The organism is Paraburkholderia kirstenboschensis (genome assembly GCF_904848585.1).
Classification (GTDB): Bacteria; Pseudomonadota; Gammaproteobacteria; order Burkholderiales; family Burkholderiaceae; genus Paraburkholderia; species Paraburkholderia kirstenboschensis.
On record NZ_CAJHCR010000001.1, the window covers coordinates 227,233 to 250,804 of the forward strand.

A 23,572-nucleotide genomic window follows, 5' to 3' on the forward strand; every position below is an offset into this window, starting at 1 on the left:
CGCCTTGCGGTGATCTGCCTTTCAACGCCGTAAGAACGGCAATGAAGCTTGTTCTTGACTGCGTCTTTACAACAAACTTACTCCGAAGCGCCCGAAGCTGCAGCAGCAGCTGCTGCCTTCTTGTGCGACTTCTTGTGAGCGTGCTTCGTGGTCTTCTTTGCCGACGAAGCAGCAGCTGCCGGAGCTGCCGAAGCTGCTGCCGGTGCCGAAGCTTGTGCGAATGCTGCCGTTGCGAAGAGGCCAGCGACCAGAGCGGCGATCAGTTTGTTCATTTTGAAAATCCTCAGCATTAGTTAATTAACCAAATGACCCGGTTATGTTTGAGTCATGTCGGTAAACGTGCCATCCACCTTTCGGTTGACAGGTGCATCGAACAAATTTTCGACGCGCCTGCCTAGCGCTCAGACTGCCTGCACTGACCGCGCATGCGGCTTGTACAAAAGGCCCTTAAGGCTGAATGCCGGACAGCTTCGAGCGGCATCTGCGTCGAATAACGCGTGAGCTCGCGCACCGGTTGACGTGAATTTTCCGGAAAGTTTCGATGTGGGACGTTGAGGTGAACCAGGCTTTGGACCAGTTGCGCGAATGTCGCTGTTTCACGGTTTTTCATCCGCGAGTTTCACGCGCCGTTTTGCTCGCGCAGACAATGACTTAGCGATTCAGACGAAGCCTTCCCATGGTGCTTTCAGCGGCAGATCGACGCTTTCTCCGGGCTGCAGACCAAGCGAAAAAATATCGAGCGCGCCGATGCCGACACGCACGAGACGCAGCGTCGGAAAGCCGACCGCGGCCGTCATACGGCGCACCTGGCGGTTCTTGCCCTCGGTGATCGACAACTCGATCCACGTGGTCGGAATTGCGGCGCGATAGCGGATCGGCGGCGTGCGGGCCCAAAGCGTATCGGTCGGCTCGACATAGTCGGCGCGGCAGGGCTGCGTCACGTAGTCGCCCAGATCGACTCCACGCGCGAGTTTTTTCAACGCGACGGAATCGACGGCGCCTTCCACTTGCGCCCAATAGCGCTTGACGAGCTTGTGACGCGGTTCGGCGATACGCGCTTGCAGCGCGCCGTCGTCGGTGAGAAGCAGCAGGCCCTCGCTGTCCGAGTCGAGACGCCCGGCTGGATAAACACCGGGCACCTTGACCCAGTCGGCAAGCGAAGCGCGCGTCTCGTGCGCAGAAAACTGGCAGATCGTGCCAAACGGCTTGTTCAGGGCGAGAAGGCGCATAAGAATGATGGAGTGGTGCGACGCCCGTCGCGGCGTGAAGCGCCGATGCGCAAACAGAACGCGCTGGGCCTGCAGTCGATGGCGCGATCATAAAGCATAGCGCGTGTCCGAAAACGCTGAGTCCTATATAAGACACTACGCTCGGCCGCGGCGGCCATGGGCGTTTTATGTTGGAAAACCCCGAGCCGCTCTCGCCTCGGTGCAGCGGCCGCGTGGGCTAGAATAACGGCCAGGCCGCTTGCGGGCGTCCGGCATTGCGCGTAGCGAGGAGCGCCCATTTTCGCAGTCTCCCATCAGCTTTCAGCACAGCCTTCACTGGAGTCCGATCATGCCGTATCAGCACATCAAGGTTCCGACCGGTGGTGACAAGATCACCGTCAATGCGGATTTCTCGCTCAACGTTTCCGACCAGCCGATCATTCCGTTTATCGAAGGCGACGGCACCGGTGTCGACATCACGCCGGTCATGATCAAGGTCGTGGACGCCGCAGTGGAAAAAGCCTACGCGGGCAAAAAGAAAATCCACTGGATGGAAATCTACGCGGGCGAGAAGTCGACCAAGGTCTACGGTCCGGACGTATGGCTGCCGGAAGAAACGCTTCAGGTGCTGAAGGAATATGTGGTGTCGATCAAGGGGCCGCTCACCACGCCCGTTGGTGGCGGCATCCGTTCGCTGAACGTCGCGCTGCGTCAGGAACTCGACCTGTACGTGTGTCTGCGTCCCGTTCAGTACTTCAAGGGCGTGCCGTCGCCCGTGCGCGAGCCGGAGAAAACCAACATGGTGATCTTCCGCGAGAACTCGGAAGACATCTACGCGGGTATCGAATGGCCGGCCGAATCTGAAGAGGCGAAGAAGGTCATCAAATTCCTGAGGGAAGAGATGGGCGTGAAGAAGATCCGCTTCCCCGAAACATCGGGAATCGGTATCAAGCCGGTGTCGCGCGAGGGTACGGAGCGTCTCGTGCGCAAGGCGATCCAGTATGCAATCGACAACGATCGCCGTTCGGTCACGCTCGTGCACAAAGGCAACATCATGAAGTACACAGAAGGCGCGTTCCGTGACTACGGTTATGCGCTCGCGCAGAAGGAGTTCAACGCCGAGTTGATCGACGGCGGTCCGTGGATGAAGGTCAAGAATCCGAAAACGGGCGGCGACGTCGTCGTGAAGGACGTGATCGCCGACGCGTTTCTGCAGCAGATCCTGTTGCGCCCCGCCGAATACGACGTGATCGCAACGCTCAATCTGAACGGCGACTACGTGTCGGACGCGCTGGCCGCGCAGGTCGGCGGAATCGGCATCGCGCCGGGTGCGAACATGTCGGATTCGGTCGCAATGTTCGAGGCCACGCACGGCACGGCGCCGAAATATGCGGGCAAGGACTACGTGAATCCGGGCTCGGAAATTCTTTCGGCGGAAATGATGCTGCGCCACATGGGCTGGTTCGAAGCGGCGGATCTCATCATCAAGTCGATGGAAACGTCCATCCTGCAAAAACGCGTCACTTACGACTTCGCGCGTCTGATGGAAGGCGCGACGCAGGTCTCCTGCTCGGGATTCGGCCAGGTGATGATCGAAAACATGTAAGCGGCGCGCCGGGATCGACCCGGCTTGCATCGTCGAAAATCCCGGTTGCGCTTCTGAGGCGGCCGGGTTTTTTTATGCTTGCCGTTCTGTATGAGATTCCGTTGTCGATGCGAATCGGCAGGAAGTGCAGCGCGCGATGACGCGGCGCGGCACAGTCAGATCGCTTGCGCGACCGTCTGCCCGTTATTTGGGACGTCGATGTATCCGCAACGGACTCCGGATCAACACGAAAGCGACGCCCAAAAAGAAACCCGGCGCGAAGCCGGGTTTCAAAAGGACGGGTACCGAACAGTTATCAGGCGGGTGCCTGGATGTTCGATGCCTGCTTGCCTTTCGGGCCTTGCACGACCTCGAAGGTCACTTTTTGGCCTTCCTTGAGGGTCTTGAACCCATTCATCTGGATGGCCGAGAAGTGTGCAAACAGATCCTCACCACCTTCGTCAGGCGTGATGAATCCGAAACCTTTTGCGTCATTGAACCATTTGACCGTACCAGTTGCCATTCCAACTTCCCCTGTAACTCATGTCACTACCACGAGCCCTCGAAAAGCTCGACGACCGCGGGATGCAGCCGCTCCCTCCTCACAAGCTCACCATCGGCATTTTTTCGAAATTTGGCGCAGTGAAAAAAGTGCCAGCTTGATTGTTGAGGCTCTTTATTCGAGTGTCAAGAAAATTTTGAGACGTCGTTACACGCGTTGCAAACAGTGGGTTTCCAGGGTTTTTCCCGCTTTTGTTATGTGCGGTTGCGCAAGCGGGGCGTCTTGAAAAGTCGCATAATCGACTCACTTGCTGTTCTGCGGGTCGCTCGCCGTCAGTTGGGCGAACGAGTGCCGGTCAGCTAGCTCCGGCAGGTTGTGCGATACTCGATCCGACTGCGGCGCAGCACGGTCGCGACGCATGATCTGAATAGGGGGCCGGCTCCGCAATCGGCTCGTCGAATGGCGCATGCAGGCGGTGAGTTTCCGCCGGGCGGCGGCGTTCGGGTGAACCGGCCAGTTGGCCGGGTTTTGACAGGATTGCGGGCCTGTCCTAGATGTTTAGAATGGGTGTATGGCGATTATCCCGGACAAGCAGGACGGCACCGTACTGGAGCGGCAGGAGAAAAAGCTCAAGCCGCCATCCATGTACAAGGTGGTGCTGCTGAATGACGACTTCACGCCAATGGAATTTGTCGTGATGATCGTGCAGGAATATTTCAATAAAGATCGTGAAACCGCAACACAGGTTATGTTGAAGGTGCATCGCGAAGGCAGGGGAGTTTGTGGGGTCTATACGCGGGACATCGCGTCGACCAAAGTCGAGCAAGTCGTTACCCACGCACGGCAGGCCGGGCATCCGCTGCAGTGTGTGATGGAGGAAGCATGATTGCCCAGGAACTGGAAGTCAGCCTGCACATGGCGTTCATGGAAGCACGCCAGGCGCGGCACGAGTTCATAACGGTCGAACATCTTTTGCTGGCACTGTTGGACAATCCGACAGCGGCGGAAGTGTTGCGTGCATGCGCGGCCAATATCGAGGATCTGCGCCAGAACCTGCGCAACTTCATTCATGACAACACGCCTACCGTGCCCGGCACGGATGACGTCGACACGCAGCCCACGCTGGGTTTCCAGCGTGTGATTCAGCGCGCGATCATGCATGTGCAGTCCACCTCGAATGGCAAGAAGGAAGTGACCGGCGCGAACGTGCTGGTTGCGATCTTCGGCGAGAAGGACTCGCATGCGGTCTACTACCTGCAACAGCAGGGCGTGACACGTCTGGACGTAGTGAATTTCATCTCGCACGGCATCGCCAAGACGAGCAGCACCGACGCCGCGAAAGCGAGCGACGCGAATGCCGAGTCCGACGAAGCCGCTGCACAGAAAGAAACTCCGCTCGCCCAGTTCACGCAGAACCTGAACCAGATGGCGAAAGACGGCCGCATCGATCCGCTGATCGGGCGCGAGTCGGAAGTCGAGCGCGTGGTCCAGGTGCTGTGCCGCCGTCGCAAGAACAATCCGCTGCTGGTCGGCGAGGCGGGGGTCGGCAAGACGGCAATCGCCGAAGGGCTTGCCTGGCGAATTACGCGCGGCGAAGTGCCGGATATTCTGGCCGACGCTCAGGTGTATTCGCTCGACATGGGCGCGCTCCTGGCCGGCACCAAGTATCGCGGCGATTTCGAACAACGCCTGAAGACGGTCCTCAAGGAATTGAAGGAACGCCCGCACGCGATTCTGTTCATCGACGAAATTCATACGCTGATCGGCGCGGGCGCCGCGTCGGGCGGCACGCTGGACGCGTCGAATCTGCTGAAGCCGGCGTTGTCGTCTGGCACGCTCAAGTGCATCGGCGCGACTACGTTCACCGAATATCGCGGCATCTTCGAAAAAGACGCGGCATTGTCGCGCCGTTTCCAGAAGGTCGACGTGACGGAACCGTCCGTCGAACAGACGGTGGCGATCCTGCGCGGCCTGAAGTCGCGTTTCGAAGAGCATCACGGCGTGAAGTATTCGTCGGGCGCGCTGTCTGCGGCGGCTGAGTTGTCGGCACGCTTCATCACGGATCGTCATCTGCCGGACAAGGCGATCGACGTGATCGACGAAGCGGGCGCGGCACAACGCATCCTGCCGAAGTCGAAGCAGAAGAAGACGATCGGCAAGAACGAGATCGAGGAAATCATCTCGAAGATCGCCCGCGTCCCGCCGCAAAGCGTGTCGCAAGACGATCGGAGCAAGCTGCAAACGCTGGATCGCGATCTGAAGAGCGTGGTGTTCGGGCAAGACCCGGCTATCGACGCGCTGTCGGCCGCGATCAAGATGGCGCGTGCGGGCCTCGGCAAGCTGGATAAGCCGATCGGCGCGTTCCTGTTCTCCGGCCCCACGGGCGTCGGCAAGACAGAAGTGGCCAAGCAGCTGGCGTTCACGCTCGGTATTGAGTTGATCCGCTTCGACATGTCCGAGTACATGGAACGTCACGCGGTCAGCCGTTTGATCGGCGCGCCTCCGGGCTATGTCGGTTTCGACCAGGGCGGCCTGCTGACCGAGGCTGTCACCAAGAAGCCGCACTGCGTGCTGCTGCTCGACGAAATCGAGAAGGCGCATCCGGATATTTACAACGTGCTGCTGCAGGTCATGGACCACGGCACGCTGACGGACAACAACGGCCGCAAGGCGGATTTCCGCAACGTCATCATCATCATGACCACGAATGCGGGCGCCGAGGCAATGGGCAAGGCGGTGATCGGCTTCACGAATCGTCGGGAAACCGGCGACGAAATGGTCGACATCAAGCGCATGTTCACGCCGGAGTTCCGTAACCGTCTGGACGCGACGATCAGCTTCCGTGCGCTCGATGAAGAAATCATCATGCGCGTGGTCGACAAGTTCCTGATGCAACTGGAAGATCAGTTGCACGAGAAGAAGGTCGATGCGCTCTTCACCGACGCGCTGCGCAAGCACCTCGCCAAGCACGGTTTCGATCCGCTGATGGGCGCGCGGCCAATGCAGCGTCTGATTCAGGACACGATCCGTCGCGCGCTGGCCGACGAGCTGCTGTTCGGCAAGCTGATGAGCGGCGGCCGTGTATCGGTCGACGTCGATGCGGAAGACAAGGTGCAGTTGACCTTCGACGAGCATCCGGCGCCGCGCAATCCGAATCCGGAAGCGGTCGAAGTCGAGTAAGCCTCAAGCGTACTCAGCACAAAAAACGGCGTGGACCCCAGGGTCCACGCCGTTTTTATTTGCGCTGTTCAATTCAGTGCTTGCCGGTGCTTCCGAAGCCGCCTGCGCCACGGTCGCTTTGCTCGAACTCATCGACGATATTGAACTTGGCCTGCACGACCGGCACGATCACGAGTTGCGCGAGACGCTCCATCGGATTCAGCACGAACGTGGTCTCGCCGCGGTTCCATGTCGAGATCATCAGTTCGCCTTGATAATCGGAGTCGATCAGGCCGACCAGATTACCGAGCACGATTCCGTGCTTATGTCCGAGACCCGAGCGCGGCAGAATCAGCGCGGCATAGCCGGGATCGCCCACATGAATCGCGAGCCCCGTCGGCACGAGTGCGGTTTCGCCGGGTTCGAGGGTCAACGGCTCTTTGAGACACGCGCGCAGATCGAGCCCCGCGCTGCCGCTCGTCGCGTAGGCAGGAAGCTGGTCGCGCATGCGCGCATCGAGAATCTTCAGGTCGAGTTTCATGCAGGTTCGAAGGTTTAGGAAGTTGAAGCCGGGCGCCCGAGATCGAACGCATCGGCAAGGAGTTCGTAGGAACGCAAGCGCGCGCGATAGCTGCCTGCGACGGTGAGCACGATCAATTCGTCGGCCTGGAATTGTTCCTGCAATGCATGGAGGCGCTCGGTCACAACTTCTGGCGTGCCGATGATACTGCGAGGTTTCTCACGGTCGATCACCAGTCTCTCGCGCTCGCCATACTCCTGCGCGACGCCCTGTTCGATAGTTGGAATCGGTTCGTTCAGGCCGTAAGCCATTTGCACGCGACGCAGATCGACGGCTTTCGCCAGATCAGCGGCTTCCTGTTCGGTGTCCGCGCAAATCACGAACGCGGCGGCGGCGAGATACGATTGCTGCGTTTCCTCGCTCGGCGTGAAACGCTCGCGATATGCATGCGCGACCTGATGCCCGAAATGCGCGTTGATGAAATGCGCAAACGCGAAGCGGATGCCGAGCTGTGCGGCGAGCAACCCGCCGAACTCGCTTGAACCGAGCATCCACAGATGCGGACGCGTGGCAACTTGCGGTTGCAGCAGTACGCCTTGCGCGACGTGATCGGCAGGCAGCGTGCCGTGCATCAGGCCGAGCAGGTCGGCCACCTGTTGCGGGAAAATTTCGCCGCGGTTGTAGTCGCCCGCGGCAACCGCCTGGGCCGTGCGCATGTCGCCGCCGGGCGCGCGTCCCACGCCGAGATCGATGCGGTTAGGGAACAGCGCCTCCAGCATCATGAATTGCTCGGCGACCTTGAACGGGCTGTAGTACGGCAGCATGATGCCGCCGGAGCCCAGCCGGATGCGTCGCGTGACGCTGCCAAGACGCGCGAGCATCACTTCGGGACATGGGTTCGACACGCCACGCAAGCCGTGATGCTCGGCGCACCAGTAGCGCGTGTAGCCGAGATCGTCGGCGAGTTGCGCGAGTTCCACGGTGGCGGCAATCGCGTCCGCCACCGAGTGCCCTGATATGACGGGCGTTTGATCGAGCACGGAAAGTAGCGTCATGTCAGTGTGCTCCAGATGGGTTCCATTCGCTTTGCCGACGTGGCTTGTGCCGGCTGCATGCCGGTGCCGGACTGCCCACTCAGCGAATCAAACTGTGTCGGGCAGACGCTTCGCGATTTCCGCGATCAGCGCGCGCGCGAGCGTCTGCTTGTCGGCGCGCGGCAGTCTGGTGGCGCCGCCCGCTTCGAACAGGACGACCTCGTTGTCGTCCATGCCGAATGTGAGCGGCCCGAGATTGCCGATCAGAAGCGGCACGTTTTTGCGCGCGCGTTTCTCCTCGCCATGCACTTCGAGATCACCGCTTTCCGCAGCGAAGCCGACGGTGAAAGGCGGATGCGACAGCTTCGCGACCGAGGCCAGAATATCCGGATTTTCGACGAACGAAAAAGTGGGCAGCGCGCGATCCGCGCTTTTCTTGATCTTGTGCTCGCTCGGGTGATCGACGCGCCAGTCAGCGACCGCGGCCACGCCGATGAAAACGTCCGCATCGGTGACCGCTCGCATCACCGCATCGTGCATCTGCTGGGCGGTTTGCACGTCTTCACGGACCACGCCCCACGGCGTTTCGAGCGCGACAGGGCCGGCCACGAGATGCACGTCGGCACCGGCCTGTTGCGCGGCGCGGGCCAGCGCGAAACCCATCTTGCCACTCGACCGATTGGTGATGCCGCGCACCGGATCCAGCGGTTCGAACGTCGGCCCCGCGGTCAGCAACACGCGCCGGCCGGAAAGAATTTTCGGCGCGAAGAACGATGCGATCGCCTCATAGGTTGCCGCGGCTTCAAGCATGCGGCCGTCACCGATTTCGCCGCAAGCCTGAGGACCGGAGTCCGGCCCGAGCACTGCGATTCCGTCCGCGCGCAGTTGTGCGACGTTGCGCTGCGTGGCCGGGTTTTGCCACATTTGCCGGTTCATCGCGGGCACGACGAGCAGCGGGCAATCGCGCGCGACGCACAGCGTGGCGAGCAGGTCATCGGCCATGCCGTGCGCGAGTTTGGCGAGGAAGTCGGTGGAGGCGGGCGCGATCACGATCGCGTCGGCTTCACGCGACAGATCGATATGCGCCATGTTGTTCGCGATGCGCGCGTCCCACTGGCTCGTGTAGACCGGCCGGCCCGACAGCGCCTGCATGGTGACCGGGGTGATGAACTGCGTGGCCGCTTCGGTCATTACGACCTGCACGGTTGCGCCGGCCTTGGTCAGCAGGCGCGTGAGTTCGGCGATCTTGTAGCAGGCAATGCCGCCCGTCATGCCGAGGACGAGGTGTTTTCCTGCGAGTTCTGCGGTTGCCAACTAAAGCCTCCGACAAAGCGTGGTGTCCGGGCGCGGCGCGCTTGCACCGTTGCCGGCCGTCAAAGCGGACTTCTGGCGCGAGGCGAGCGGTCAAAAGCGGACCTCTCGGCCTCGCGCCGTGAGGCGACGTAAACTCGACGTTATCGTGACAATAACGCGACATTAACGCGACATTAACGCGACATTAACGCGACGCTAACGGGACGCTAACGGGAAGTTAACGCGAGCCGCGTACGCGCCGCAACTCGTCGACCACCAGCAGGATCGCGCCGACCGTGATCGCGCTGTCGGCCAGGTTGAACGCCGGCCAGTGCCACGCGCGCACGTGGAAATCGAGGAAGTCGATCACGTGGCCGTACGCGAGCCGGTCTATCACGTTGCCGAGCGCGCCGCCGAGTATCAGCGCAAGCGCGGTGCAGAACATTTTTTGCGCGCCGTGGCGCTTGAGCAGATAGCAGATCACCAGCGCGGCGACCACGCCGAGCGCGGTGAATGCCCAGCGTTGCCAGCCGCCTGCCATTGCGAGGAAGCTGAATGCGGCGCCGCGGTTGTACACGAGAATCAGATTGAAGAACGACGTGACCTCATGCGCGACGCCGTAGGCAAACACCTTCTGCACCGCGATTTTCGTCAACTGATCGAACAGGATCACGATCAGCGCGACGCCCAGCCAGGGCGCCAGCGAACTGTTTCCGGCGGAAGCTTTCGATGTGGTTTTCGCCATGGTTCTCGCCATTATGCCGCGCTCCTCGCTTCACCGTTTCCGAACAGGTTGCTGACACAGCGGCCGCACAGCGTGGGGTGTTCCGCGTCCGCGCCCACGTCCGCGCGATAGTGCCAGCAGCGCTCGCACTTCAGATACTTCGACGTGATCACTTCGACGCCTTCTTCCGCTTCGCTCTCGACCTTGACAACGCTCGCAGCCGACGTGATCAGCACGAACTTCAGGTCGTCGCCAAGGCTCGTCAGCGCGTCGTAACGTGCGCCGCTCGCGCGGATCTCCACTTCCGCCTGCAGCGACGAGCCGATCAGGTTCGCAACGCGCGCTTCTTCCAGCGCCTTCGTCACGTCGCCACGCGCAGCGCGCAACAGCGTCCATTTGTCGAGCAGCGCGCCGGCGTCCGGCACCGCCGGGAACGCGTGGTACGTCTCGGTGAAGATCGTCTCGCTGTTCGGCTGGAACACCTTCCACGCTTCTTCAGCTGTGAACGACAGGAACGGCGCCATCAGACGCAACAGGCCTTGCGCGATGTGATACAGCGCGGTTTGAGCCGAGCGGCGCGCGACGGAATCTGCAGCCGTGGTGTACAGGCGGTCTTTCAGCACGTCCAGATAGAAGCCGCCGAGGTCTTCGGAGCAGAACGTTTGCAGCTTGGCGACGACCGGGTGGAACTCGTACTTGTCGTAATGCGAGAGGATGTCGTTTTGCAGATTCGCCGACAGCGCCACCGCATAGCGGTCGATCTCGAGCCAGTCTTCTACCGGGCGCGCGTTCTTCTCGAAGTCGAAGTCCGACAGATTCGCGAGCAGGAAGCGCAGCGTGTTGCGAATGCGGCGATAGCCTTCGGTCACGCGCTTCAGGATTTCTTCTGAGATGGCCAGCTCGCCCGAGTAATCGGTCGACGCGATCCACAAGCGGATGATTTCCGCGCCGAGGCGGTTCGCCACTTCGTGCGGATCGATACCATTGCCGAGCGACTTGCTCATCTTGCGGCCTTCGCCGTCGACGGTGAAGCCGTGCGTGAGCAGCGCGTTGTACGGCGGACGGCCGTCGAGCATGGACGCAGTCAGAAGCGACGAGTGGAACCAGCCGCGATGCTGGTCCGAGCCTTCCAGATACAGGTCGGCCGGGAATTGCAGTTCGTCTTTGTGCGAGCCGCGCAGCACATGCCAATGCGTGGTGCCGGAATCGAACCACACGTCGAGCGTGTCGCGGTTCTTTTCATACATGTTGGCGTCGTCGCCGATCAATTCGCGCGGGTCGAGCGTTTGCCAGGCCTCGATACCGGCCTCTTCGACGCGCTTCGCGACTTCCTCGAGCAACTCCAGCGTGCGCGGATGCAGTTCGCCGGTTTCCTTGTGCACGAAGAACGCCATCGGCACTCCCCACTGGCGCTGACGCGACAATGTCCAATCCGGACGGTTCGCGATCATGCTGAAGAGGCGCTGCTTGCCCCACGACGGATAAAACGCCGTGTTTTCAATGCCTTCGAGTGCGGTTTCGCGCAGAGTCTTGTCGGTATCGTTCGGCTTCACGTCCATGCCGGCGAACCATTGCGACGTCGCGCGGTAGATGATCGGCGTCTTGTGACGCCAGCAGTGCATGTAGCTGTGCGTGTACTTCTCGGTGCGCAACAGCGATCCGGCGCCTTGCAGCGCTTCGACGATCTGCGGATTGGCCGCCCAGATCGACAGGCCGCCGAACAGCGCGAGCGATTCGATGTAACGGCCGTCGCCCATCACCGGATTGATGATGTCCGAGTCGGCCATGCCGTGCGCCTTGCAGGACACGAAGTCTTCTACGCCATAGGCGGGCGACGAATGCACGACACCCGTACCGGTTTCCGTCGTGACGTAATCGCCGAGGTAGACCGGCGCTGTACGCTTGTAGCCAGGATGCGCGGACGCGAGCGGATGGTTGAAGCGCAGATTGACGAGCTTCGCGCCGGGCGTGGTGGCGATGACCGAGCCTTCCAGGCCGTATGTCTTCAGGCATGCTTCGACGCGCTCTTCGGCGAGGATCAGCAGGCCGCGCGGCGTGTCGACGAGCGCATAGACGATCTCCGGGTGCAGGTTCAGCGCCTGGTTGGCGGGGATGGTCCACGGCGTGGTGGTCCAGATGACGATGCCGCCTTCATTGCGCGGCAGCGCGGCGAGGCCGAAGGCCTGCGCGGTCTTTTCCGGCTCGGCGAAGCTGAACAGCACGTCGATGGTGGGGTCTGTCTTGTCCTTGTACTCGACTTCAGCTTCAGCGAGCGCCGAGCCGCAGTCGAAACACCAGTTGACCGGCTTCAGGCCGCGGAACACGTAGCCATTTTCCATGATCTTCGCGAGTGCGCGGATCTCGCCGGCTTCGTTCGTGAAGTTCATCGTCTTGTACGGGTTGTCCCACTCACCGAGCACGCCCAGACGCCGGAAGCCGACCTTCTGCTTTTCGATCTGCTCGGTCGCGTAGGCACGCGCCTTCTGCATTACTTCAGCGGCGGGCAGCGACTTGCCGAACTGCTTTTCGATCTGGATTTCGATCGGCATGCCGTGGCAGTCCCAGCCCGGCACGTAGACCGCGTCGAAGCCCGCCATGTTGCGGGCCTTGACGATCATGTCCTTCAGAATCTTGTTTACCGCGTGGCCGAGGTGGATGTCGCCGTTCGCATACGGAGGGCCGTCGTGCAGGATGAACTTCTTGCGGCCCTTGCTGGCGGCGCGGATCTTCTCGTAGATCTTGTGTTCCTGCCACTCCTTGACCCATTGCGGCTCGCGCTTGGGCAGGTCGCCGCGCATCGGGAACGGCGTGTCGAGCAGGTTCACGGGATAACGTGACGGCGGTTTCGAATCGGCTTTCTTGTTGCTCATGATGTGGTCGCGGTGAATTCTTTATAAGCGCAGCAGGGCGCGGGTTGCGCACGATGCGCGAGAGCGTGGGGCGCGCCCGGCAGGCATTTCGCGCGATGCACGGACGCCTTTCGATGCGCGAGAGCGACGGTCCTTGCGGCAATCAGCGCGCATGGACCGCGGCGGCTACCTAATTCGGTCGGTGGCCGACGTGGCGAAACCGGTTGAACGGCTGCCCGGCGAGCCCGCGCCGACGGCCGCGAACCATGCGCGCGCGTTGGCGACGTCGCGCGCAATGGCGGCCGTGAGCGATTCGAGGTCGACGTATTTTTCCTCGTCGCGCAGCTTCTTCAGGAATTCGACGCGCACGAGCTTGCCGTATGCGTCGCCGTGCCAGTCGAGCAGATGCACTTCGAGCAGCACGCGGCCGGAATCGTCGACGGTCGGGCGCAGGCCGAGGCTTGCGACGCCCGGCAGCGGTTCGTCCGCAACGCCATGCACGCGCACGACGAAAATGCCCGCGAGCGCCGGGCGCTTGTGGGCGATCGGCAGATTTAGCGTGGGAAAGCCGAGATCGCGGCCGAGCTTCATGCCGTGCACGACGTGACCGCTGATCAGATAATCGCGGCCCAGCGCGGCGCGCGCCGCGTCGAGATCGCCCGCCACCAGCGCCGCGCGCACCCCTGAACTGGAGATACGCGCGCCGGACGGATCGGCGACCGTTGCCATTTGTTCGACTTCGAAACCGTGGTGCTGCCCCGCGGCTTTCAGCGACGCGAAGTCGCCCGCGCGCTTTGCGCCATAGCGGAAGTCGTCGCCGATCATCACCCAGCGGGCGTGCAGCCCGTTGACGATGATCCGTTCGACGAACGCATCCGGCGACTGGCTCGCGAACGTGTGATTGAAGTGTTCGACGACGACGCGGTCCACGCCGTTGGTGCGCAGCGCCTCCAGCTTGTCGCGCAGCATCGCGATGCGCGGCGGCGCGCCGGCAGGATTGAAGAACTCGCGCGGGTGCGGCTCGAAGGTCATCACGCAGACGGGCAGGCCGCGCGCGTCGGCCGCCGCGCGCACGTGCGCGAGCAAAGCCTGATGGCCGCGGTGGACACCGTCGAAGTTGCCGATGGTCAGTGCGCAGGGCGCACGGCTTTCAGCATTGGGAAGACCGCGGAAAACTCTCACGATAGCGCGTCGGGATAGAGCGGGCGAGGTGCCGCAAAACAAACGATTATAAACGCTCGGCGCACCGGACGGCGGCGCGTCGCGGTTTGGGTGCCCCCGAATGATAAAATCCGCGCATGAAAAAACTCGTCATCCTGATTTCAGGGCGGGGAAGCAACATGGAAGCCATCGTTCGAGCCTGCTCAAACGAAGGCTGGCCGGCGCAGGTCGCCGCCGTGATTGCCAACCGTCCGGATGCCGCGGGCCTTGCGTTCGCGGCGTCGCATGGCATTGCCACGGCGGTGGTCGATCACCGCCAGTTTCCCGATCGCGACAGCTTCGACTGCGCGCTCGCTGAACAAATCGATCGTTTCTCGCCCGATCTCGTAGCGCTCGCAGGCTTCATGCGCGTGCTGACAGACGATTTCGTCGATCGTTATGCGGGGCGCATGTTGAACGTGCACCCGTCGCTGCTGCCGAGCTTTCCGGGACTGAAAACGCATCAGCAGGCGCTCGACGCCGGCGTGCGCCTGCACGGCGCGTCGGTGCATTTCGTTACTTCGCAGCTCGATCACGGGCCCATCGTCGCGCAGTCGGCGGTGCCCGTCGAAGCCGGCGATACGCCGGCCATGCTTGCCGAGCGCGTGCTCGCGACTGAACACATTATTTATCCACGCGCGGTGCGCTGGTTCGTCGAAGGGCGTCTCGCCCTGGATGGCCTGCGTGTCACGCTTACGCCGCCGGAGCCGCAATGGCTCTTTGCCGGTCACACCGCCGGAGAGGGCGCATGAGATTACATGGTTTTCTGATTGGACAAACTGAGACTTTGCTGGCCGAAGTCCTACGACTGAACGGCCCTGCCGACGCTACCACGAGCCGTTTTTTCCGCGCGCATCCGAAGCTCGGGCACGGCGAGCGCGGCGTGATTGCCGAGGCGGTCTTCGCCGTGCTGCGTCGCCGGATGGAGTTTGCGCACCTGGCCGAAAGCGGCGCGGGCAGCCCCGCCCGCCGCATGGCCTTGCTCGGCCTGATGCAGACGGCCGGCCGCACGGCGCTCAAGCCGTTCGTGTCGGACGCGGAGTCGAAATGGCTCGAACACGTTGCGATGATCGACCCGGAAAGTTTGCCGCTGCGGATTCGACTGAACCTGCCCGACTGGATCTATCAGGCGCTCGCCAAGCGTTTTGAACCCGCCGAACTGGCTCAGCTGGCTGCCGCGCTGAACTACCCGGCGCCTTTGGATCTGCGCGCTAACCCGATCAAGGCGAGCCGCGACGACGTGCTGAACGCGCTGTCGAAGGCCGGCATCGAAGGCGGCGCAACGCCGTTCGCGCCGTTCGGCGTGCGGGTGGTGGGCAAGCCGCCGCTCACCAAGCTCGACGCGTTCCAGCAGGGTTGGGTCGAGGTGCAGGACGAGGGCAGCCAGTTGCTGTGCTCGCTGGTTGCGCCCAAGCGCGGCGAGATGATCGTCGACTTCTGCGCGGGCGCAGGCGGCAAGACCCTCGCGCTGGGCGCGGCGATGCGCTCGACCGGGCGTCTGTACGCGTTCGACATCTCCGAGCGGCGCCTCGCCAAGCTCAAGCCGCGGCTAGCTCGCAGCGGTTTGTCGAACGTGAATCCGGTGTTGATCGACAGTGAGCACGACGCCAAGATCAAGCGGCTCGCCGGCAAGATCGACCGCGTGCTGGTCGACGCCCCGTGCAGCGGTCTGGGCACGCTGCGCCGCAATCCGGACCTGAAATGGCGCCAGTCGCCGGAGTCGGTCGCCGAACTCGCGCCCAAGCAGGCGTCGATTCTGGCGAGCGCGTCGCGTCTGGTGAAGAAGGGCGGCCGCCTCGTGTATGCGACCTGCTCGATCCTGGAAGCGGAAAACGAAGCGGTCGTTCAGCAGTTCCTCGCCGATCATCCAGACTTTGCGCTCGTCCCCGCGCGCGAGGTGCTGGCCGAGCAGCGCATCGATCTCGAAATGGGCGATTACCTGTCGCTCTGGCCGCACCGCCACGCGACCGACGGCTTTTTCGCCGCCGTTCTCGAACGCCAGAGTTGAGCCCGCAGTAGGCCAGCCGGCTCGCGGATCGATTAGCCGAACCGTGAGCCGAACCGCGAGCCGGTCATTCCGGCGACATCATGCAAAACCGTATCTTTCCTCATCTGTTCGGCGATCTCGCGCGCGACTTCGGCCAGCCCGTCATGCTCTGGCAGGTGGGCGTGCTGGTCGCCACGCTCGCACTCGCCTGGTTACTCGCCCGGGTGTTGCGCCGCGCGCTCGATTTGCGCCGTCAGACCCGCTATCAGACGTTGCGCTTTGGCGCGGAAAGCCTGAACCGCGCGTTTTTCCCGCTGATCGGCGCCGTGCTGGTCTGGGTCGCGCGGGCGATCGCGGGCCAGTTCATCCACACGTCGCTGCTCGATCTCGCGTTGGTGCCGCTCTTCGGCATCGGGTTGATTTACATCGTGTTCTTCTTCGCGCGGCGCGTCTTCAGCCATGACGGGGAGACGCACCCGTGGCTTTTCCTCGTCGAAAAAATCGTTTCTCTGGGCGTCTGGGTCGCCATGGTGCTCACCGTGATGGGCATTCAGGACGACGTGATCGCGTGGATGGCCAGCGTACACTTTCGTGTCGCGAATGCGCACATGACGCTGCTCTCGCTCGTCACGGGCCTGCTGTGGGTCTGCGTGACGATGATCGTCGCGATGTGGCTCGGTTCGGCGTTCGAAGACCGTCTGATGCGCGCCGCGACGCTCGACGCGAATCTGAAAGTCGTAGTGGCGCGCGTCGGCCGCGCGGCCTTCGTGCTGGCGGCGGTGTTGATCAGCTTGTCGCTGGTGGGCATCGACATCACCGTGCTCGGCGTATTCGGCGGTGCTCTGGGCGTGGGGCTGGGTTTTGGTCTGCAGAAGATCGCCAGCAACTATGTGTCGGGCTTCATCATCCTGATCGACCGGTCGCTGCGGATCGGCGACACGATCAACGTGAGCGGCCTGCAAGGCATGGTCACGCAGATCCGCACCCGATACACAGTCGTGCGCGGGCTTGACGGCATCGAAACACTGATTCCCAACGAAAAGCTGATCACCGACGTAGTGCAGAACCAGTCGTCCTATCTGACGCGTGGCTATGCGAAGGCGGCCGTGCAGATCGCCTACACAGCCGATGTCGAGCAAGCCATGGCGCTCCTCGCCCAAGCAGCGGAAGGCGTGCCCCGCGTACTGGCGGACCCTGCGCCCACGCCTTATCTGGTGGGCTTTGGAGCGGATGGAATCAACCTGGAACTGGGGTTCTGGATAGCGGATGCGGCAACTGGCACATCAGCCGTCCGCTCGGCGGTCAATCGCAATATCTGGCAGCTTTTTTCCGCACACGGCATCTCCATTCCGTTCGCGCAACGCGAAGTCCGGATCGTCGGCAATGCTGCTGATGTGGCAAATGTCGGCGGCGTGTTCGCCAAATCGGTAACTGTGACCGCCGCCGCGGCAAATCAGGCGGGTAACGCTATTTAGCGGGCACTCGCGAGGCACTGATGGGTCTAACGGGGCTTGCTGCGGGCCTGTTTGTGTTGATGCTGCACAAAAAATCCCTATTTGTTACAAACACTTGGAACGCTTCAAGTAGAATGTCGTCCAATCCCGCTGTATGCTTTCACTTTCTTGACACGCGTAGTTCGCGGGTGTCTCGTGTCTCTCGTTCCACAGGTAAATTGCCTTGTTGAATTCTTTGCTCGATTTCCTTGCCCACGGTTTGATGCGGTTCTCGTGGTGGCAACTTGTTCTGTACACGCTCGCCGTGACGCACGTCACGATCATCGGCGTGACGGTTTATCTGCATCGCTGCCAGGCGCACCGCGCGCTGGAGTTGCATCCTGTTGTCAGTCATTTTTTCCGGTTCTGGCTGTGGATGACCACGGGCATGCTGACCGGCCAATGGGCGGCCATCCACCGTAAGCACCACGCCAAGTGCGAAACGGAAGAAGATCCGCACAGCCCGCAAACGCGCGGCATCTGGAAGGTGCTGCTCGAAGGCGCGGAACTGTACCGCACGGAAGCGAAAAATGAAGAGACGATGCGCAAGTTCAGTCACGGCACGCCGAATGACTGGATGGAACGCAACGTCTACACGAAATACCCGATTCTGGGCGTGAGCCTGATGATGGTGCTGAACGTCGCGCTGTTCGGCGTGGTCGGCCTGACCATCTGGGCCGTGCAAATGGTGTGGATTCCGTTCTGGGCAGCCGGCGTGGTCAACGGTCTCGCGCACTTCTGGGGTTATCGCAACTTCAACTCGTCGGACGCCAGCACGAACATTTTCCCGTGGGGCATCATCATCGGCGGTGAAGAGCTGCACAACAATCACCACACGTACGCCACGTCGGCGAAGCTGTCGAACAAGTGGTACGAGTTCGACATCGGCTGGATGTACATCCGCATCATGTCGGCATTCCGCCTCGCCAAGGTGAAGAAGGTCGCGCCCACGCCGCGTCTGACCACAGGCAAGATGGTGCTCGATCAGGACACGTTGCAGGCCGTGCTGGCTAACCGTTACGAAGTGATGGCACGTTACGGCAAGGCGCTCAAGCGCGCGTATCGTCAGGAACTCGCGCATCTGAAGGAAGTGGGCGCGCGCGAGAAGTATCAGGTCATGCGCGGTGCGCGCAGCTGGTTCCACAAAGAAGAAGCGGGGCTCGACGAGCCGCAGAAGCGTCTGTTGCCGCAAATCTTCGCGAACAGCCAGAAGTTGAAGACCTACATCGACATGCGGAACGAACTTGCGTCAATGTGGGAGCGCTCGAACGCCTCGCGCGATCAGTTGCTGGTGCAGTTGCAGGACTGGTGTCATCGCGCTGAAGCGAGCGGCATTAAAGCGCTGCAGGAATTCGCAATGCGACTGCGCCGTTATGCTTAGCCACGAAATCCATTAAAATTTCGTTACGTCACAAAACCCCGCGTTGGCGGGGTTTTGCTTTTTGGGCCGCGGAATTTGCATGACGCGACGGGTATTCCACGGCGGCAAAGCGAGGGCAGAGAAGATCATGGATCAGCAGGCGATCAAGGCCGTCGAATACGACCGGCCGCAGGCGCAGGGCACATCCTGTGGGATCGGGCAGGCGTGGGCGAAGGTGCCCGACGTGCCGTCGGCGCAGGAGAAAGTGGCGCTGAAAGAGCGCATTCGCGCATTGCTCAAACGCGAGAAGGCCGTGCTCGTCGCCCACTACTATGTCGACGCTGAATTGCAGGAGCTAGCCGACGAAACCGGCGGCTGCGTGGCCGATTCACTCGAAATGGCCCGCTTCGGGCGCGACCACGAGGCGCAAACCCTCGTGGTGGCGGGAGTGCGCTTCATGGGCGAGACCGCGAAGATTTTGAGCCCGGACAAGCGCATCTTGATGCCGGATCTCGACGCGACATGCTCGCTGGACCTCGGCTGTCCGGTAGATGAATTTTCGGCATTCTGCGACGCGCATCCGGACCGCACGGTGGTCGTTTATGCGAATACGAGTGCAGCCGTTAAAGCCCGCGCGGACTGGATGGTGACTTCGTCGATTGGACTCGAGATCGTTGCTGACCTTCACGCGCGCGGCGAAAAGATCATTTGGGCACCGGACCGGCACCTCGGCGGTTACATCCAGAGCAAGACCGGCGCGGACATGCTGATGTGGCAGGGCTCGTGTCTCGTGCACGACGAATTCAAAGGCATCGAACTCAATTTGCTGCGCGCCGAATATCCGGGCGCGAAAGTCCTCGTTCATCCGGAGTCTCCTGCCAACGTGGTTGCGCAAGCGGACGTCGTCGGTTCCACGACGCAGTTGATCGCTGCCGCGCAGAAGCTGGATGCGACGCACTTCATCGTGGCAACGGACCTCGGCATCCTGCATAAGATGCAGCTCGCCGCGCCTGGCAAGACGTTGATCGCCGCGCCTACGGCCGGCAACAGCGCGACATGCAAGAGCTGCGCGCATTGCCCGTGGATGGCTATGAACGGCCTCGCGAATCTCGCCGACGTCCTCGAACGCGGTCATAACGAGATTTTCGTCGAGCGCGCTGTTGGCGAGCGGGCGCGTGTGCCAATCGACCGCATGCTCGACTTTGCGGCGCGTCACAAGAAACGCGTGCAGGCGAGCGGCGATCTCGCGCGCGACGCGCAGTTGTACTCGAACGTGGGGGCCGCCTGATGAACGCGGCAGCGCAGAGTTCAGCAGAGCCCCGTTCGGCCTCGTATAGCCAAGCCGAAGCCGTGTCGCCGCTCTTCGCCGAGATCCATGCGCACTACGGCGCGGCGTTCGACGCAGCGCTCGCGCGCAACGTCGCCGACGCACTCGCGGAGGACGTCGGCACGGGTGACCAGACCGGCCGCCTCGTCCCCGCTGATGAAGTGCGCCACGCGCGTGTCGTCGTTCGCGAGCATGCGGTGTTGTGCGGCGTGCCGTGGTTCAACGCGGTATTGCGGCAAGTGGATTCGCGGATCGAGGTGCAGTGGCTTTACCGTGAAGGCGAGCGGATGACGGCGGACACTCCCGTGTGCGAACTGCGTGGACCGGTCCGTGCGCTGCTCACTGCCGAGCGCAACGCGCTTAACTTCCTTCAGCTTCTATCAGGCGTGGCGAGCGCCACGCGCCGGTATGTGGATGCGATCGCTCATACGCGTACCCGCATTCTCGATACGCGCAAGACGTTGCCCGGCTTGCGGCTCGCGCAGAAATACGCGGTGCGCGTGGGCGGCGGAGCGAATCAACGGCTCGCTTTGTATGACGGCATTCTGATCAAGGAAAACCACATTGCCGCTGCTGGCGGAGTGGGAGCGGCCATGGACGCGGCGCTTGCGCTCAACGCGGGCGTCTCTATCCAGATCGAGGTCGAGACGCTCGAGCAGTTGGAAACAGCATTGGCGCATCGCGCGCAGTCCATTCTGCTCGACAATTTTTCGTTCGATGCAATGCGTGAAGCAGTGCGTATCACCGCCGGGCGTGCCGTACTGGAAGTGTCGGGCGGAGTGAACTTCGAAACGGTGCGGACTATCGCGGAAACGGGCGTCGACCGCGTGTCGATCGGCGCTCTCACAAAAGACGTGCGAGCAACCGATTACTCGTTGCGTATCGTCTGACGGAAGTTTGCCTCCAGCATGTTTATAAAACGCCATCGCCGGCCTGGGGCCGGCGATGGCGTTTTAACTTCCATCACACGTTGCGGTTGCAAACGTGCTCGGGCGAGAGCACAGTCGGCAGCGCTTTAGGCAGAGTTGCCGGCCAGTCGCGGCTGAAATGCAGGCCGCGGCTTTCGCGCCGCGAGCGCGCACCGTCCACGATCAACGAGGCTACGTCCACGAGATTGCGCAACTCGAGCAAATCGCGGCTCACCTTGAAGTTCGCGTAGTACTCGTGGATCTCGTCGCGCAATAGAGCGAGCCGGTGTTTGGCTCGCGCGAGGCGTTTGTCCGTGCGCACGATGCCGACGTAGTTCCACATGAGCCGGCGAACCTCATCCCAATTGTGCGCGACGACCACTTCTTCGTCGGGGTCCGAAACGCGGCTCTCGTCCCAGTCTGGCAAAGGCGCGTGGACGGCGCCGCAAAATCCTTCTTCGTCGATCGCGCGCGCCGCCGAGCGGCCAAGCACGAGGCATTCGAGCAGGGAATTGCTGGCAAGGCGGTTGGCGCCGTGCAATCCAGTGCAAGATGTTTCGCCGACTGCATAGAGCCCCGCGAGATCCGTGCGGCCGGCTAGGTCGGTTACCACGCCACCACACGTGTAGTGCGCCGCCGGTACTACGGGGATCGGTTCCTTCGTGATGTCGATGCCGAATTCCAGGCACCGAGCGAGGATCGTCGGAAAATGTTCGCGAAGAAAATCCGCCGGCTGATGGCTGATGTCGAGATACACGCAATCGATGCCGCGTTTCTTGATCTCGAAGTCGATCGCGCGCGCCACGATGTCGCGCGGCGCGAGCTCAGCGCGTTCATCGTGATTCGGCATGAACCGGGTGCCGTCCGGCAGCTTCAGGACGCCGCCTTCGCCGCGCACTGCTTCAGAGATCAGAAACGACTTCGCGTACGGATGGAAGAGGCAGGTGGGGTGGAACTGGATGAACTCCATGTTCGACACCCGGCAGCCTGCGCGCCATGCCATTGCAATGCCGTCGCCCGTCGCGGTGTCGGGATTTGTCGTGTACAGATACACCTTGCCGGCGCCGCCGGTGGCGAGCACGGTGTGCGGCGCCTCGATCGTGACGGTGCGTCCGCTTTGCACGTCCAGCGCGTAAAGACCATGGCAACGGCGGCCCGGCAGTCCCAGCCGGTCGGACGTGATCAGGTCGATTGCGTAGTGATCTTCCAGCAGCGTGATGTTCGGATGCTGCCGCACACGCTCGCTCAGCGTGGCGACTACCGCATGGCCCGTCGCATCCGCCGCATGAATGATCCGCCGATGGCTATGGCCGCCTTCCCGAGTCAGGTGGAAGCCGAGTTCCGCCGAGTCGTCTTTGGTGAATGGCACGCCCTGTTCAATCAGCCATTCGATCGCAGCGCGCCCGTTCTCGACGATGAAGCGCGTCGCGGCTTCATCACATAGGCCGGCGCCTGCAACGAGCGTATCGCGCACGTGATTTTCGATGCTGTCCGCGGAATCGAGCACCGCGGCAATGCCGCCTTGCGCCCAATCGCTCGCACCCTCGGTTATCGACCGCTTGGCGATCACCGCGACCCGCCGCGTCTGCGCGAGATTGAGCGCGACGCTCAGTCCCGCCAGACCGCTACCGACAATCGCCACATCGAATTCCATTGCTCGCATCTCCGTCTTTCGTTTTGCCGTGACAGCGTCCATTTGCGCGCTGCTAAAACGGGAAAGGATACGCGCCGCGACGGTCGAGGGAAAGCTGGCTGAACGGTATAGGACTCTGTTATCGCGGAAGATGGTGATCCAAGGAGGGCTGTTTTGGTAAGCCAAAAACAAAAAAGCCTCGCACGAATGCGAGGCCTTTTTGTGTATGTCTTGCCGTCGTCAGGCGGCAGGAGCCAAGACTTATTTAATCTTGGTTTCCTTGTACTCAACATGCTTACGGACGACCGGATCAAACTTCTTGATCAGCATCTTTTCCGGCATGTTGCGTTTGTTCTTCGTCGTCGTGTAGAAGTGACCCGTGCCTGCGGTCGATTCCAGCTTGATCTTGTCGCGTGCGCCTTTCGCCATGATTTACTCCTTAGGCTTCACCGCGTGCGCGCAGATCTGCGAGCACAGCGTCGATACCGTTCTTGTCGATCAGGCGCAGGCCGGCGTTCGAAATACGCAGACGCACCCAACGGTTTTCGCTTTCCACCCAAATGCGGCGGCTTTGCAGGTTCGGCAGGAACCGGCGCTTGGTTTTGTTGTTCGCGTGGGAAACGTTGTTGCCGCTCATCGGCGCTTTCCCAGTTACTTGGCATACGCGTGCCATGAGAGCACTCCTAATACGCTAATTCTGAGTTCGAACGCCGTGAAAGTTTCCCGAAAAGAGTCGCGCTGAAATCAGGCACGTATCCTTTCCGGAACGCCTTGGTGGCTTCGGAACAGG

At 61.8% G+C, this 23,572-nt stretch carries 21 protein-coding genes; 9 read left to right on the forward strand and 12 right to left on the reverse strand.

The features are described from left to right. Nucleotides 1-77: 77 nt before the first annotated feature. Nucleotides 78-272, reverse strand: a complete 195-nt coding sequence (locus tag JMY24_RS01045) for a hypothetical protein (protein WP_011489640.1) — start codon at nt 270-272, stop codon at nt 78-80. Nucleotides 273-659: 387 nt separating this feature from the next. After that, on the reverse strand, nt 660-1,229 hold the full coding sequence (locus tag JMY24_RS01050) for a pseudouridine synthase (protein ID WP_201701307.1): 570 nt from the start codon (nt 1,227-1,229) through the stop codon (nt 660-662). 328 nt (nt 1,230-1,557) lie between these two features. Here JMY24_RS01050 and icd point away from each other — a divergent pair, with 328 nt between their 5' ends. Then, nucleotides 1,558-2,814 (forward strand): NADP-dependent isocitrate dehydrogenase, encoded by a 1,257-nt coding sequence (gene icd / locus JMY24_RS01055; protein WP_128595721.1) that lies wholly within the window; start codon nt 1,558-1,560, stop codon nt 2,812-2,814. A 295-nt stretch (nt 2,815-3,109) separates the two neighbouring features. On the opposite strand, the gene JMY24_RS01060 is transcribed toward icd, so the two are convergent. Continuing rightward, nucleotides 3,110-3,316 carry a cold-shock protein gene (locus tag JMY24_RS01060; protein ID WP_007180614.1) on the reverse strand — a complete coding sequence of 69 codons (207 nt, stop codon included), beginning with the start codon at nt 3,314-3,316 and terminating at the stop codon, nt 3,110-3,112. Between the two features lie 550 nt (nt 3,317-3,866). Here JMY24_RS01060 and clpS point away from each other — a divergent pair. Next, a complete protein-coding gene (gene clpS / locus JMY24_RS01065) occupies nt 3,867-4,181 on the forward strand; it encodes an ATP-dependent Clp protease adapter ClpS (protein ID WP_006050100.1) in 315 nt (104 codons plus the stop codon). Continuing rightward, the gene (gene clpA, locus JMY24_RS01070; RefSeq protein WP_128595720.1) at nt 4,178-6,475 is read left to right on the forward strand and encodes an ATP-dependent Clp protease ATP-binding subunit ClpA; all 2,298 of its coding nucleotides are present in this window, start codon (nt 4,178-4,180) and stop codon (nt 6,473-6,475) included. Before clpS ends, clpA begins: the two co-directional genes overlap by 4 nt. Before the next feature lie 73 nt (nt 6,476-6,548). Here clpA and dut read toward each other — a convergent pair whose 3' ends face one another. The 6 genes from dut to JMY24_RS01100 all read right to left on the reverse strand — a co-directional run bounded on the left by dut (nt 6,549) and on the right by JMY24_RS01100 (nt 14,056). Continuing rightward, the gene (gene dut, locus JMY24_RS01075; protein ID WP_128585870.1) at nt 6,549-6,995 is read right to left on the reverse strand and encodes a dUTP diphosphatase; all 447 of its coding nucleotides are present in this window, start codon (nt 6,993-6,995) and stop codon (nt 6,549-6,551) included. A gap of 14 nt (nt 6,996-7,009) precedes the next feature. Then, a complete protein-coding gene (locus JMY24_RS01080; protein ID WP_128595719.1) occupies nt 7,010-8,029 on the reverse strand; it encodes an LLM class flavin-dependent oxidoreductase in 1,020 nt (339 codons plus the stop codon). Between the two features lie 87 nt (nt 8,030-8,116). Further along, complete coding sequence (coaBC, locus tag JMY24_RS01085; protein ID WP_128585871.1) at nt 8,117-9,322, reverse strand: bifunctional phosphopantothenoylcysteine decarboxylase/phosphopantothenate--cysteine ligase CoaBC; 1,206 nt, start codon at nt 9,320-9,322, stop codon at nt 8,117-8,119. Between the two features lie 217 nt (nt 9,323-9,539). After that, the gene (gene lspA, locus JMY24_RS01090; RefSeq protein ID WP_128585872.1) at nt 9,540-10,046 is read right to left on the reverse strand and encodes a signal peptidase II; all 507 of its coding nucleotides are present in this window, start codon (nt 10,044-10,046) and stop codon (nt 9,540-9,542) included. An 11-nt stretch (nt 10,047-10,057) separates the two neighbouring features. Further along, on the reverse strand, nt 10,058-12,895 hold the full coding sequence (gene ileS / locus JMY24_RS01095; RefSeq protein ID WP_128595718.1) for an isoleucine--tRNA ligase: 2,838 nt from the start codon (nt 12,893-12,895) through the stop codon (nt 10,058-10,060). A gap of 165 nt (nt 12,896-13,060) precedes the next feature. Continuing rightward, nucleotides 13,061-14,056, reverse strand: coding sequence for a bifunctional riboflavin kinase/FAD synthetase (locus JMY24_RS01100; RefSeq protein WP_201701308.1), 996 nt, complete (start codon nt 14,054-14,056; stop codon nt 13,061-13,063). Between the two features lie 116 nt (nt 14,057-14,172). Between JMY24_RS01100 and purN the strand changes: the two genes are divergently transcribed. The 6 genes from purN (at nt 14,173) to nadC (ending at nt 21,131) form a co-directional block, all read left to right on the forward strand. After that, nucleotides 14,173-14,826, forward strand: coding sequence for a phosphoribosylglycinamide formyltransferase (gene purN / locus JMY24_RS01105; protein WP_128592635.1), 654 nt, complete (start codon nt 14,173-14,175; stop codon nt 14,824-14,826). Continuing rightward, nucleotides 14,823-16,082 carry an RsmB/NOP family class I SAM-dependent RNA methyltransferase gene (locus tag JMY24_RS01110; RefSeq protein WP_128595713.1) on the forward strand — a complete coding sequence of 420 codons (1,260 nt, stop codon included), beginning with the start codon at nt 14,823-14,825 and terminating at the stop codon, nt 16,080-16,082. The genes purN and JMY24_RS01110 overlap by 4 nt, the downstream gene beginning before the upstream one ends. An 80-nt stretch (nt 16,083-16,162) precedes the next feature. Beyond that, complete coding sequence (locus JMY24_RS01115) at nt 16,163-17,536, forward strand: mechanosensitive ion channel family protein (protein WP_201701309.1); 1,374 nt, start codon at nt 16,163-16,165, stop codon at nt 17,534-17,536. A gap of 202 nt (nt 17,537-17,738) precedes the next feature. Further along, on the forward strand, nt 17,739-18,935 hold the full coding sequence (locus tag JMY24_RS01120) for a DesA family fatty acid desaturase (RefSeq protein WP_027778980.1): 1,197 nt from the start codon (nt 17,739-17,741) through the stop codon (nt 18,933-18,935). A 127-nt stretch (nt 18,936-19,062) separates the two neighbouring features. After that, complete coding sequence (nadA, locus tag JMY24_RS01125; RefSeq protein ID WP_128595716.1) at nt 19,063-20,202, forward strand: quinolinate synthase NadA; 1,140 nt, start codon at nt 19,063-19,065, stop codon at nt 20,200-20,202. Further along, nucleotides 20,202-21,131: a carboxylating nicotinate-nucleotide diphosphorylase gene (gene nadC, locus JMY24_RS01130; protein ID WP_128595712.1), complete on the forward strand. Its 930-nt coding sequence runs from the start codon at nt 20,202-20,204 to the stop codon at nt 21,129-21,131. Before nadA ends, nadC begins: the two co-directional genes overlap by 1 nt. Nucleotides 21,132-21,204: 73 nt before the next feature. On the opposite strand, the gene nadB is transcribed toward nadC, so the two are convergent. The 3 genes from nadB to rpmB all read right to left on the reverse strand — a co-directional run bounded on the left by nadB (nt 21,205) and on the right by rpmB (nt 23,455). Next, entirely contained in the window at nt 21,205-22,803 is a 1,599-nt protein-coding gene (gene nadB, locus JMY24_RS01135) for an L-aspartate oxidase (RefSeq protein WP_128595711.1), read from the reverse strand. Between the two features lie 240 nt (nt 22,804-23,043). Further along, nucleotides 23,044-23,211, reverse strand: a complete 168-nt coding sequence (gene rpmG, locus JMY24_RS01140) for a 50S ribosomal protein L33 (protein ID WP_007180630.1) — start codon at nt 23,209-23,211, stop codon at nt 23,044-23,046. Between the two features lie 10 nt (nt 23,212-23,221). Next, nucleotides 23,222-23,455 (reverse strand): 50S ribosomal protein L28, encoded by a 234-nt coding sequence (gene rpmB / locus JMY24_RS01145; protein WP_006050117.1) that lies wholly within the window; start codon nt 23,453-23,455, stop codon nt 23,222-23,224. Nucleotides 23,456-23,572: the final 117 nt, after the last annotated feature.

Coding starts and splice junctions, on each gene's coding strand:
- JMY24_RS01045 (WP_011489640.1), bottom strand. CDS start 272: ATGAACAAACTGATCGCCGCTCTGGTCGCTGGCCTCTTCGCAACGGCA.
- JMY24_RS01050 (WP_201701307.1), bottom strand. CDS start 1,229: ATGCGCCTTCTCGCCCTGAACAAGCCGTTTGGCACGATCTGCCAGTTT.
- icd (WP_128595721.1), top strand. CDS start 1,558: ATGCCGTATCAGCACATCAAGGTTCCGACCGGTGGTGACAAGATCACC.
- JMY24_RS01060 (WP_007180614.1), bottom strand. CDS start 3,316: ATGGCAACTGGTACGGTCAAATGGTTCAATGACGCAAAAGGTTTCGGA.
- clpS (WP_006050100.1), top strand. CDS start 3,867: ATGGCGATTATCCCGGACAAGCAGGACGGCACCGTACTGGAGCGGCAG.
- clpA (WP_128595720.1), top strand. CDS start 4,178: ATGATTGCCCAGGAACTGGAAGTCAGCCTGCACATGGCGTTCATGGAA.
- dut (WP_128585870.1), bottom strand. CDS start 6,995: ATGAAACTCGACCTGAAGATTCTCGATGCGCGCATGCGCGACCAGCTT.
- JMY24_RS01080 (WP_128595719.1), bottom strand. CDS start 8,029: ATGACGCTACTTTCCGTGCTCGATCAAACGCCCGTCATATCAGGGCAC.
- lspA (WP_128585872.1), bottom strand. CDS start 10,046: ATGGCGAAAACCACATCGAAAGCTTCCGCCGGAAACAGTTCGCTGGCG.
- ileS (WP_128595718.1), bottom strand. CDS start 12,895: ATGAGCAACAAGAAAGCCGATTCGAAACCGCCGTCACGTTATCCCGTG.
- purN (WP_128592635.1), top strand. CDS start 14,173: ATGAAAAAACTCGTCATCCTGATTTCAGGGCGGGGAAGCAACATGGAA.
- JMY24_RS01110 (WP_128595713.1), top strand. CDS start 14,823: ATGAGATTACATGGTTTTCTGATTGGACAAACTGAGACTTTGCTGGCC.
- JMY24_RS01115 (WP_201701309.1), top strand. CDS start 16,163: ATGCAAAACCGTATCTTTCCTCATCTGTTCGGCGATCTCGCGCGCGAC.
- nadA (WP_128595716.1), top strand. CDS start 19,063: ATGGATCAGCAGGCGATCAAGGCCGTCGAATACGACCGGCCGCAGGCG.
- nadC (WP_128595712.1), top strand. CDS start 20,202: ATGAACGCGGCAGCGCAGAGTTCAGCAGAGCCCCGTTCGGCCTCGTAT.
- nadB (WP_128595711.1), bottom strand. CDS start 22,803: ATGGAATTCGATGTGGCGATTGTCGGTAGCGGTCTGGCGGGACTGAGC.
- rpmG (WP_007180630.1), bottom strand. CDS start 23,211: ATGGCGAAAGGCGCACGCGACAAGATCAAGCTGGAATCGACCGCAGGC.
- rpmB (WP_006050117.1), bottom strand. CDS start 23,455: ATGGCACGCGTATGCCAAGTAACTGGGAAAGCGCCGATGAGCGGCAAC.